This is a genomic window from Sphaerisporangium album (genome assembly GCF_003323745.1).
Taxonomy (GTDB): domain Bacteria; phylum Actinomycetota; class Actinomycetes; order Streptosporangiales; family Streptosporangiaceae; genus Sphaerisporangium; species Sphaerisporangium album.
Genome location: NZ_QOIL01000017.1, coordinates 171988 through 184655, shown reverse-complemented (window position 1 = coordinate 184655; position 12668 = coordinate 171988). Strand labels below are relative to the sequence as shown.

General features: G+C 73.6%; 1 protein-coding gene (running past one end of the window). It reads left to right on the top strand.

Features of this window, described 5'->3' with window-relative positions; genetic code table 11:
- The first annotated feature begins 3 nt into the window (after nucleotides 1–3).
- Nucleotides 4–12668, top strand: the 5' portion of a protein-coding gene (locus DQ384_RS42370) for an SDR family NAD(P)-dependent oxidoreductase (RefSeq protein WP_220183166.1). The gene runs 11575 nt beyond the window's last position; 12665 of the gene's 24240 nt are visible here — the first part of the coding sequence; the start codon lies at nucleotides 4–6; its stop codon lies beyond the right edge, outside the window.

Genomic DNA, 12668 nt, shown 5'->3' with positions numbered 1-12668 from the left:
CATATGGCGGCGATCGAGAGTCACACCCTGCTCAAGCACTCCGAGTTCATCATGCGTGACCACCGCGTGCACGGAGTGTCCGTCATGCCCGGCGTGGTCTTCTTCGACCTCGTGTACCGCACGCTGGCGGCGGCGGGATGGGACCACCGCCGGGCGATCCTCCGCGAGGTGCTCTTCACCGAGGCCGTCGCGACCGGCGAGCACGCCGACCGTGAGCTGCGCGTCGTCGTCGGCGAGGCGCGCGACGGCGAGCACGCGCTGCTGGCCGAGAGCCGCTGGGTGAGGGACGGGACGCCGCTGTCCGCCTGGCGGCGCAACCTCTCCGGCACGCTGGCCTTCACCGATCGGGAGCCGCCCGGGCCGATCGAGGTGTCCGCGCTGAAGGACGGCGCGGAGAGGCGCGGCGAGATGGAGGACCTGTACGCCCGCGCCCGGGCCGAGGACATCCGGCACGGCGACGCCATGAAGTGCGCCGGGCGGCTCTACCACGGCCGCGGCCACCTGCTCGCCGAGCTGCGGCTCACCGCCCCCGAGCCGGGGCACGAGCGCTTCCACCTGCATCCGGCCGCGCTGGACGCCTCCACCATCGCGGGCCTGGGACAGACCCGCGCCTCGGGCGAGGAGCCGTTCATCCCTGTCTACGTCCGCGAGTTCCGCGCGCCCGAGCGTCTCGGCGACGCCTTCCACGTGTACGCCCCGCGCCCTGAGACGCTCGCCCCTTCCGGCGACGTCATCACCAACGACTACGGCCTCTACGACGAGGGCGGCCGCTTCGTCGCCGGGTTCACGGGCCTGTCCTGCAAGCGCATCAGGCACCCCGGTCTGATGGAGAAGCTCCTCGACATCAACGCGCCCACCTCTGGGACGTCCGGGTCCGGCACGTCGGGGTCCCAAATGTCCGAGCTTGGGGCGGCGAGGACTGATACGTCCGAGACCCTGTCCGCGCGCGCGGACGGGGGCCGTGCGGCCTCCAAGGGGCTCGTCGGGCGGCTACGGGCCATGGTCGCCGGCCAGCTCGGACGGCGTCCCGGCGAGGTGCCCACCGGAGTGGGCTTCTACGAGCTCGGCCTGGACTCGGTCACGCTCGTCCGGCTCGGCGAGGAACTGGAAAGCCTGGTCGGGCAGGGGCTCTACCCGACGCTGCTGTTCGAGTACAGCGATATCGACAGCCTCGCCGCCCACCTTTCGGCCACGTACGAGGGCCTGGACAAGGCGCTGGAACCGCACGAGAGCCGGGACGCGAGAAGCGAAGACGGCCCCGCGGGGGCGTCCGGTGAGGCGCCCGGGCCGGACGCCGCCGCCGCGAGTACGCGGACCCTGTGCTACCGCGACGTCTGGGTGCGGCAGGAGGAGGCCGAGGCCGGCCGCGGGGACCTCGGAGACCTCAGGGAACCGGGGAAGCCCGGCGAACTTGGGGGACCGGGCGAACTTGGGGGACTCGGCGAGCTTGGGGAGCTTGAGGGACGGGGCGAACTTGGGGGACGCCGCGAACTTGGGGAGCCTGGCGAGCTCGGGGGACTCGGCGAACTTGGGGAGCTGGTCCTGATCGCCCCTGCGGGCGCCCTGGGGGACGTGGCGGAGTACGGCGGCGGGCTCGTCCGGGTCGAGCCCGGCCCGGAGTTCGAGAAGACCGGCGAGCGGGCGTACCGGCTCGATCCGCGCAGCCGCGGCCAGGCCGAGACGCTGCTCGCCGACCTGTCCCGCACGGGCGACCTGCCCCGGCACTTCGCGGTGCTCGGGACCCTCGGCGACGACGGAGTGGACACCTGCCTGACGATGTGGTCGCTGGCCTGTGCGATCGTCGGCCGGAAGCCGCGCAGGCCCGTGACGCTCACGTTCGTCCACGGCTCGCGTGACGTCGAGCCGGAGCCCGCGCACGACGCGGTCGGCGCGCTCGCCCGGACCATCTCGGCCGAGACCCCGCTGGTGCGATGTCGCAGCGTGGGCCTGGACACCATGCCGGACGCCCGAAGCCTGGCGCGCGCCGTGCGGGACGCGTCCGCCGAACCGGAGGTCCGCTACCGGGAAGGAGCACGCCTGGTGCGGCGCTGGGTCCGGCAGGACCTCGGCCACGGAACCGTCCCGATCAAGGAGGACGGCGTCTACGTGATCGCCGGCGGCTCCGGTGGCATCGGCCGGCTCGTCGCCCGGCATCTCGAGGACGACTACCGTGCCCGCGCGGTCGTGGTCAGCAGGACCGCGGGCATCCGGGCCGACCTGGCCCGCGCCGGCGAGGTCGAACGCGCGCTGGCCTCCGTACGCGAGCGGTACGGCCGGATCGACGGCGTGATCCACTGCGCGGGGGTGCAGCGCGACGGGCTGTACTTCCGGAAGGAGGCCGCCGACGTCGAGGCCGTGGTGGCGCCCAAGGCGCTCGGAGTGGCGAACCTCGACGCCGCCACCAAGGACGACGACCTCGACTTCTTCCTCGTCTTCTCCTCCCTCGCCGCGTCCCGGGCCAACCCCGGGCAGGCCGCCTACGCGTACGCCAACGCCTATCTGGAGGGTTTCGCGCGGCGGCGGGCGCGGCGCCATGATCGTCCGGGCGTGACGCTGGCCATCGGCTGGCCGTACTGGGCCGAAGGCGGCATGCGCATCGGCGCGGACGCGCTGGAGAGGTCACGGCGCGACACGGGTATGACGCCTCTGCCCACCGCCGACGGGTTGGGCGTGCTGACGCGCGGCCTGGCCGCCTCCGGGACCGGCTTCGTCGTCCTGCACGGGGACGAGGACCGCCTCGACGGTGTGCTCCCCGCACCCGGACCGGCCAACGCGATCGACCGTCCGCTCTCCGACCCGGGCCGCGCGGGCGCGCGTCACGGCGAGCCGGACGAGCGCCCGGAGCCCGGTGACGACGCGATCGCGATCATCGGCCTCGCCGGACGCTACCCGCAGGCGCCCGACCTCGCCGCCTTCTGGCGCAATCTGGTCGCCGGCCGCGACTGCGTCACTGAGGTCCCCGCCGGGCGATGGGACCACGACGCCTACTACGACCCCGAACCGGGCCGCGAGGGCAGGACATACGGCAGGTGGGGCGGCTTCCTCGACGGGGTGGACCGCTTCGACCGGGCGTTCTTCGGGATCTCCCGGCGCGACGCCGAGCGGATGGACCCGCAGGAGCGGCTCTTCCTCCAGACCTGCTGGCACACGCTGGAGGACGCCGGGTACCCGCCCGACGCCCTGGCCGGCGAGAGCGTCGGCGTGTTCGCCGGGGTCATGTGGAACCACTACCAGATGGTCGAGGGCGGCGAGGGCGGCGTCGCGCCGCCGGCCATGCACGCGGCGATCCCGAACCGGGTCTCCTACACGTTCGACTTCGACGGCCCCAGCCTGGCCCTGGACACCTCCTGCTCCTCGTCGCTCACCGCCACGCACATGGCCGCCGAGAGCCTGCGGCGCGGCGAGTGCACCCTCGCCCTGGCCGGAGGGGTCAACGTCACCGTGCACCCGCAGAAGTACCTGCAGCTCGCGCAGGGCCGGTTCCTGTCCGCCGACGGCCGGTGCCGCGCCTTCGGCAAGGACGCCGGCGGGTACGTGCCGGGGGAGGGGGTCGGGGCCGTCCTTCTCAAGCCGCTCTGCCGGGCCAGGAGGGACGGCGACCACATCTACGGCGTGATCCGCGCGTCCGCGGTGAACCACACCGGCAGGACCAGCGGCGCCACCGTGCCCAGCCCCTCGTCCCAGGCCGCGCTCATCGGCACGGCCGTACGGCGGTCGGGCTGGGATCCGTCCACCATCGGGTACGTCGAGGCCCACGGCACCGGCACGTCCCTCGGCGACCCCATCGAGGTCGAGGGCCTGCGCAAGGCGCTCACCACGTCCGGCGGTGGGAGCGTCGCGATCGGCTCGGTCAAGTCCAACATCGGGCACCTGGAAGGGGCGGCGGGCATCGCCGGGCTGACCAAGGTGCTGCTGCAGATGAGGCACCGGCGGCTCGTGCCGTCCCTGCACGCCGACGAGCCGAACCCGCGCATCGACTTCGCGGACACGCCGTTCCACGTCCAGCGCGAACTCGCCCCCTGGCCCCGCCCCGCCGGTGGGACGCCCCGGCGCGCGGGCGTCAGCGCCTTCGGCGCCGGAGGCGCGAACGCGCACATCCTGGTTGAGGAGCACGTCCTCTCGGGGGAGCCCGCCGCCTCATCGGGCGACGGACCGTGCCTCTTCCTGCTCTCGGCCCGCAGCCGGCACGCCCTGCGCGAGTACGCGCAGGCGTACGTCTCGTTCCTGGAGGACGTCCGGGGTCCGGATGCCCACCCACGCGCCGCCGAGCGGGTCGCCGCGCTGCTGGGCATTCCGGCGGACCAGGTCGACACCCGCGAGCCGCTGGGCGACCTCGGGTTGGACGCCGCCGCACTGCTCCAGCTGAACGGCGGCCCCGCCCTGACGCTCGACAGCACGGTGGATGACCTCGCCGCGCTGGAGTCCACCTCCGCCGCGCCGGAGTCCGCGTCCGCATCCACTGCCGCGCGTCCCGATCGCGCGGCCGACTTCCCCGGCTCTGCGGCCGGGCGTCCTGATCGTGCTGCCGACGTCCCCGGGCCTACGGCCGGACGGCCGGGGGCGGCACGTACGAACGCCGCCGACGTCTCGCTCGCCGACCTCGCCTACACCTCGCAGGTCGGCAGGACCGCCCTCCCCGTGCGACTCGCGCTGGTCGTCACGGACCTGGCCGCACTGCGGGCCGGGCTCGCCGCGTTCGCGCGGGGCGACGACCTGGGTGCGGACGGCTACTCCGGCACGGCCGACGCCGACGCGTCCGGCGACGGCCTCGACGCCGACGCGTGCGTCCGGCTGTTCCGGGCGGACCGGCTGCGGGAACTCGCCGAGCACTGGACCTCGGGCGGTCACGTCCCCTGGCAGGACTGCCACCCGCGCCGGGCAGGCGACGAGCCGCACCGGGTGCCGGCGCCCACGTACCCCTTCCAGGAAGAGCGCTGCTGGGTCGGCGGATGGCGCTCCGCCGGGACCGAGGCGCCGTCCCCGAACGTCGAGCCCGGGCCGCGGCGCTCCGCCGGACCGGAGGCATCGTCCCTGGACGTCGTGGCGGCCGGGCCTCGGCGCTCCGCCGGGGCGGAGACGTCGTCCCCGGACGGCGAGCCTGCGCCTCACTCGCGGCGGCCCGACGGGGAGGCTCTGCGGTTCGGCGTCCGGGAGGGCGTCGCGGTGGTGACCATGGACGCCGGGCCGAACATGTTCACCGACGAGCTGGTGAGTGGTCTGCGCGACGCCTTCGCGCAGATCTCCGCGCGCGAAGACGTGAAGGTGGTCGTCGTCACCGGCGCCGACAAGGTCTTCAGCATGGGAGGCACCCCTGACGCCCTGCGGACCCTCTCCGAGGGCGAGGGCCGCTTCACCGACGTGCCGTTCCTCTACGAAGGCATGCTGAAGTGCGACCGTCCCGTGATCGCCGCCATCCAGGGGCACGCGTCGGGCGGTGGCCTGGCGTACGGCCTGTACGCGGACGTCGTCCTGATGGCCCGCGAGGGCGTCTACAGCGCGAACTTCATGAAGTTCGGATTCACCCCGGGGATGGGTGCGACCTACGTGCTTGAGGAGCGGTTCGGCCGGTCCCTGGCGCACGAGATGCTGTTCACCGGCCGCTCTGTGAGCGGTGAGGAGCTGGAGCGGCGCGGGGTCAACGTCACCGTCCTGCCCCAGCGGGACGTGCTCAAGGTCGCCCTCCGGCATGCCCGCTCGATCGCGGATCTCCCGCTGCCCGCGCTGCGCGCACTGAAGCAGGAGCTGGCCGGACGCGTCCTGGGCAGGCTCACGGACGTCATCGCCAGTGAGGTGGCCATGCACGAACGCGTGCTCGGCCAGGAGTCGGCATCCCGTGTCCAGGACCACTTCACCAAGGTGCAGACCTTCCGCGGCCACACGACCTCCGCCTCGACCGCTTCTCTCTCCACCGCCTCTCTCTCGACCGTCGCTGCTCCGGCCACTTCCGTTCCGGCCGCCTCGGCCTTCACTGGATCTGCCCCGGTCACCTCGCGTCCTGCCACCTCCGCCTTCACCGGCTCTGCCCCGGCCACCTCCGCCTCGATCGGCGCCACCCGAACGCCCTCGGCCGCGGCCACCTCCGTCCCCGCCTCGGATCTCGCGCGGGTTCCCGTACGGCCTCCGGCCTCGGATGCCGTTCGCGCTTCGGACCCCGTATCGGGCTCCGTGTCCCGTCTGGACGCGGCGGACGTGCGGCAGGTCGTGATGGCGACGCTCACCGCGCATCTCTACCTGGAGCCGGACGAGATCGACGAGACGCAGAGCTTCAGCGCGATGGGGCTGGACTCGATCGGCACGGTGGAGATCGTGCGCGACCTGAACCGCCGCTTCGATCTCGATCTTGACTCGGTGGCCGTCTACGACCACCCGACGATCCCGCAACTGGTGGACCACGTCCTGACCACGGCCGCCGACCAGGACACTCCCATAGACGTCCCCCCGGCAAACGCTCCCGAGCACAGCCCCGAGCACAGCCCCGAGCACAGCCCCGAGCACAGCCCCGAGCACAGCCCCGAGCACAGCCCCGAGCCCCGCCCCGAGCCCCGCCCCGAGCCCCGCCCCGAGCCCCGCCCCGAGCACAGCCCTGAGCACCGTCCCGAGGCCGCGCCGAAGACGACCGTGCCGCGGCAGCGCACCGGCAGCCCGGATGTGACCGGCGGTCCAGAGCCTTGGATCTCAGACCCCGGGAGCACAGACGCCGGGAGCGCAGAGTCCGCGCCCGCAGGTTCCTGGACGTCGGGTGTCGGTACCGTGCCGGCCAATGGGAACGGGCAGGTCCGGCTCGGGGCACCGCGAGCCCAGTCCCCGGCGGCGGTGGCGCCCGAAGGGGCTATGTCGGATGAATCCGGATCCTTCCGCATCCAGCTGCGACCGGTCGGCACTTCATCGGCCGCTCCCGCGGCATCGTGCCTAGCGGCCGGGGCCGGCCGTGCCGCCCAGACGGACGCGGCGCCGGTGCCCTCGGACGTCCCCGAGGAGCGGCGGCAGGACCCCGAACCACCGGACACAGGGATGCCGAGCGCGTCGGGCGACAGGTCCGCGACCGGAGTGGCCGGCGGCGGTGCCGAGCAGATGGACGTGGCCGTCATCGGGATGGCCGGGCGCTTCCCGGATGCGCCGGATCTCGGGACGTTCTGGGAGAACCTCGCCGCGGGCCGATGCAGCGTCCGCGAGGTTCCGAGAGATCGGTTCGACGTCTCCGCCGTGTACGACCCGAACCGGACGGCGCCCGGCAAGACGTACAGCAAGTGGGCGGCGATGCTCTCCGACGTGGACGCGTTCGACGCGGGGTTCTTCACCATCTCCCCGCTCGAAGCCGAGGCCATGGACCCGCAGCAGCGCCTGTTCCTCGAAGAGGCCTGGCACGCGCTGGAGGACGCGGGATACGCCGGCAGGACGGGCGAGCGGCGGCCGTGGGGCGCCTTCGTGGGCTGCGCGGCGGGCGACTACGCGCGGCTGCTCGCGGCGGCCGGAGACGTGGACAGCGGGCACGCCTTCCTCGGCAACACCTCCTCGGTGCTTCCGGCGAGGATCGCCTACCTGCTGAACTTCGGCGGCCCCACCCTGGCGGTGGACACGGCCTGTTCGTCCTCGCTGGTCGCCGTGCACCTGGCCTGCGAGAGCATCCGGCGCGGCGAGTGCGAGGCGGCGCTGGCGGGGGGCGTGGCCGTCATGACGACCGCCCAGATGCACGTCTGGTGCAGCAGGGCCGGGATGCTCTCGCCGACTGGTACATGCGCGCCGTTCGACGCGTCCGCCGACGGCATCGTGCTGGGCGAGGGTGTCGGCGTGGTCGTGCTCAAGCGACTGGACCGCGCTCTGGCCGACGGCGACCACGTGCGCGCCGTCATCCGTGGGAGCGGCACCAACGGGGACGGCGCGACGAACGGCATCACCGCGCCGAGCGCCGCGTCCCAGGCGGAACTGCTGACCGCCGTGCACCGGCGGGCGGGTGTCACGGCCGGGGACATCGACTACGTGGAGGCGCACGGCACCGGCACGTCCCTCGGCGACCCCATCGAGGCCAAGGCGCTGGCCCAGGTCTTCGGCGGGGAACGGGACGAGGGGCGCTTCCAGGGGCTGGGCTCGCTGAAGGCCAACATCGGTCACACGACGACGGCGGCCGGGATCGGCGGGCTGCTGAAGGTCCTGCTCGCGCTCGAACACCGGCAGTTGCCGCCGTCGCCCAACTTCACGACCGCCAACCCGAAGATCGACTTCGCGAAGACCTCGCTGAGGGTCGTCACGGAGCTCTCCGACTGGCGCCCCGGTCCCTCGGGACGCAGGACGGCCGCGATCAGCAGCTTCGGTTTCAGCGGCACCAACTGCCACGTGGTCGTATCAGAGCTCCCGGACGACGCGACGACCTCCGTCACCGGACCGGACGACCGGACGTTCCGAACCCCGTCGGTCGTGTCGGGTCTCGGGGCGCGCGGGGGTTCTGGGGTGGGGTCGGTTCGGGAGGGTGGCGGCGAGGTGCCGGTGCCGGGCGGCCAGGAGTTGCCAAGTCCCTCGGTCCTGTCGGCAGTCGCGGCGTCTGCGGGTTCCGCGGGTTCTGGGGTGGCGTCGGGTTCGCCGGGTGGTATCGAGGTCGTGGTGCCGGTGTCCGGGCGCGATGAGCGGGCGCTGTCCCGGCTGCTGACCGATCTGGCGAGCCACCTGGCCGCGCATCCGGAACTCGACGTCCGGGACGTCGCGTACACGCTCGCGGTCGGCCGTGCCCACCTGCCCGTCCGGGTGGCGGTCCCCGCCCGCGACCTCGCCGAGCTGGAGGTCCGGCTCCGGTCGGCCGCCACCTCGCCCGACCACGTCTCCGAAGGCGTGGCCGCTCAGTCCCACCGCAGCTTCGGAGACGTGTCCGGCCGTGCTGCCGAAGAGGTGTCGGCCTCGTCCGACGGTGCACGCGCACGTCGGACCGATGAAATGTCGGCCTCGTCCGGTGGCGCGTTCGGCCGCGCGCACGGTGACGCGGACACCAGCGCGTACGGCGGCGCGGAGGGCGGCGCGGAGGGCGGCGCGGAGGGCGGCGCGGAGGGCGGCGCGGAGGGCGGCGCGGAGGGCGGCGCGGACACTATCGCGCCCGCCGGTTCGCCCGCTGACGGGCTTGCCCGGCGGTATGTGTCGGGCGAGGACGTCGACTGGGCCGGTCTGTACCGGGATCGTCCTGGACGGCGGGTCCCGTTGCCGACCTATCCGTTCGTCCGTGACCGGTACTGGGTCCAGAACCCGGGGACGGGGCGGCTGACCGCCGGTCAGCCGGCGGCCGCCGACCGGCGCGGTGCCGAATCCGTGTCGATGGAGCGGGTCGAGCCCGAGGACTGGATGGTGGCCGATCATCGGATCGGGGACACGCCGGTTCTGCCCGGTGTCGCCTCTCTCGTGATGGCGGTGCAGCGTTGTGACCTGCCGCTGCCTCTGCACATCTCCGGGGTCCGCTGGCTGCGGCCCTTCGAGGTGGCGGCCCCCCGCTCCATAACGGTCTCGGTAGCCGAGGTCGACGGCGGGACGCGGTTCACGCTCGGCGCGGCCGACGACCAGGGGACGTCCGTCCCGTACGCGCAAGGAACCCTGTCGGGTGGCGCCGAAGGCCGGGAGCCCGAGGTGATGGACCTGGCGGCCATCACCGCGCGCTGCCCCGAGCGGCGGTCGGGCGACGAGCTCTACGCGGCCTTCGACCGGGCGGGACTTCACTACGGCCCCGCCTTCCGGGTGGTGCGGGAACTCCGCGTCGGCCGGCTGCCCGAGCTCCACGGCGACCGGGTGCGGGAGGCGCAGCCCGGTCCGGTGGGGGAGTGCCAGGCCGGTCGGGATGAGGAGCGCCAGGCTGGCCAGGTTCGGGAGGCACAGACCGGTCTGCTGGGGGAGTGCCAGGCGGATGAGGCGCTGGCCGTCCTTGCCGAGGTTCCGCGCGTCTGGGGGACGGCGGGCTCGCTCCAGCCGGGCCTGCTGGACGGCGCGCTTCAGGTGATCGCCGCCCTGCGGCCCGAGGACCCCTCGGCGCCCGCGATCCCGTTCGCCGTCGAATCCGTCGATGTGTTCCGGCCGCTGACCGGCCCCGCCCGCGTGCATGCCCGCCGTGACGGCCGGGACAGGTATTCGGTCCGGCTGGCCGACGAGAGGGGACGGGTCTGCGTCACGTTCACCGGCGTCACGCTGCGCGCCAGGCGGCACCAGCAGATGATCTTCGTCCCTGCCTGGCGCGACGCCAAGCCCCCAGGGAGGGTCACCACCGCCCTGTCGGATGACGGCCTCCCACCGTCGCCCGGTGATGGGCGGACGGTCGTCGCCGTCCCGTCGGGGGACGGTGTCCGCCGGTCATCGGATGGCGGACGGGTGCTCGTCCTCCACAGCTCCGCCGACGAGCCGGTCGCGCGGGCGCTGCTCGGCCTGCACGGTGACGGCCGGATCGCACCGCTGGGGGAGAACCTTCCGGATCTGACCACAGGTGCCCCCTTCGACACGGTGTACGTGCTGGCGAGGACAGGGGACCCCGAAGCGGCGCCCGAGGACGACCCCTGCGCCCTCGCGGTGTTCCGGCTGGTCAAGCGGCTGATCGGTGCCGGGTACGGTCGGCGCGCGCTGACGATGAAGGTCGTGGTCGCCGGCGCTCTGCCGGTGGAAGACGACGAGCCCGTCATCCCGCACGCCGCCGGGCTGATCGGCCTGACCAGGACGATCGGCGCGGAGTACCTCCGCTGGACCGTCGGTTGCGTGGACGTTGGCGCAGCGCCGCCGAAGCCCGAGGACCTCGCCCGGCGCCTGCGGGCGGAGGACTGCGCAGAGCCGTTGGTGGCTCTGCGTGAGCGCCGGCTGGTCCGCGTCCTGGAACCACGCCCGGCTGCCGCGTCGGCGTCGGACGCGTTCGGGGCTGATGCCGGGGAATCGCGCCGGGCTACCGCTTCGGACACGGGACCGTCCAGGACCGGTGTTCCCGACCCCCGCCCGGTCACGGATCTCGGTACGGGTCCGTTCAGGGATGGCGGGGTTTACCTCATCGTCGGCGGGACCGGGGGCATCGGTCAGGTGCTCGCGCGGTACCTTGCGCGGACGGTCGGCGCGCGGCTGGCGCTGGTCGGGCGGGGGCCGACCACGGCGGAGGTCGGGCGGCGGATCGACGAGCTCGAATCCCTCGGCGGGCAGGCCGTCCACCTGCGGGCCGACGTGGCCGACCCCGAGGCGATCCGGAAGGCGGTCGCCGCCGCGGTCGAGCGGTTCGGCCCCCTGAACGGGGCGTTCCACGCCGCCCTCGTCCTGCGCGACATGACCCTCGCGGACATGGACGAAGCCGCGTTCTCGGCCGTGCTCGCCCCGAAGGTCAGAGGCACGGCGGCCTTGGCCGAGGCGCTGCGAGACCAGCCCCTGGACTTCCTCGCCTACTTCTCGTCGGCCGCCTCGTTCGTCGACGCGGGCGGGCAGGCCAACTACGCGGCCGCCAGCACGTTCGAGGATTCCTACGCCCTGCGCCTGGCCCGGGAGGGCCGTCCGGTGAGCGTGGTCAACTGGGGATTCTGGGGCAGCGTCGGCGCGGTCGCCCGAGGCGGGTACGCCGACAGGTTCGCCGCGCTCGGCATCGGCTCGATCGAGCCCCGTGAGGGCGTGGAGTCGCTGTCGAGGATCCTCCGGGAAGGACCGCGCCAGGCGGTCGTCGTCAAGGGCACCTCCTCCGGGCTCGCGCGCATGGGCGTGCGGCCAGGGGATCCCAAGGCCGGGCATGCCGTCCGCGCCGAGGAGTTGCAGCGGGCGCGTGCGGCGTTCGCCGCGGTGGACGAGCTGGCGCGTGCCCTGCTCTTCCGGGCGCTTCGCCACGTCCTTCCCGCTCGGGGCGAACGGGCGTCGGTGGCCGGGTTGCGACGTGGGCTACGGGTCAGTGACGAGCGGGGGCGGCTCTTCGACGCGGCGCTGCACATACTCGACGCCTCGGGCCTCATACGGCTGGACGGCGGCGGCGGTGCCGACGGCGGCGTCCTGACCGTCCTGGGCGACGACGCCGGGACAGGGCCGTCGCCGGACGGCGTGACGGCGCGCTTCCCCGACATGGAGCCCCATGTCCGGTTGCTCGCGACCTGCGTGGACGCGCTCGCCGACGTGCTCTCCGGGGCCCGCGACCCGATGGAGGTGCTGTTCCCCGGGGGTCAGGTGGGCCTGGTGGAACAGGTGTACCGGGGCCAGTCCGCCTCGGACCACTTCAACCGCCTCCTGGCTGCCGAGGCGGCCCAGGCCGCGCGGCGCGCGCATGACGAGGACGGCCGTACCGTACGGCTGCTGGAGGTAGGCGCCGGTACGGGAGCCGCCACGGGCTTCACCCTGCCCGCGCTCGCGGAGACGGGTGTGCCGGTGGAGTTCACTTATACCGATATTTCCCCCGCCTTCCTGCGCCACGGCGAGCAGGCGTTCGGCGAGCGCCACCCCTTCGTCTCCTACGCCATGTTCGACGTCGAGCGTGACCCCGCCGAGCAAGGACTCCAGGCGGAGGCGTACGACGTCGTCCTGGCCACGAACGTCCTGCACGCGACCGCCGACATTCGGCGGACCCTGCGCAACGCGGCACGGCTGCTGCGTCCCGGCGGCGTGCTGCTGGTCAACGAGGTCACCCGCGCGGCGGACTTCCTCACCCTGACCTTCGGTCTGACCACGGGCTGGTGGAGGTTCGCCGACGGCGGGCGGAGGCT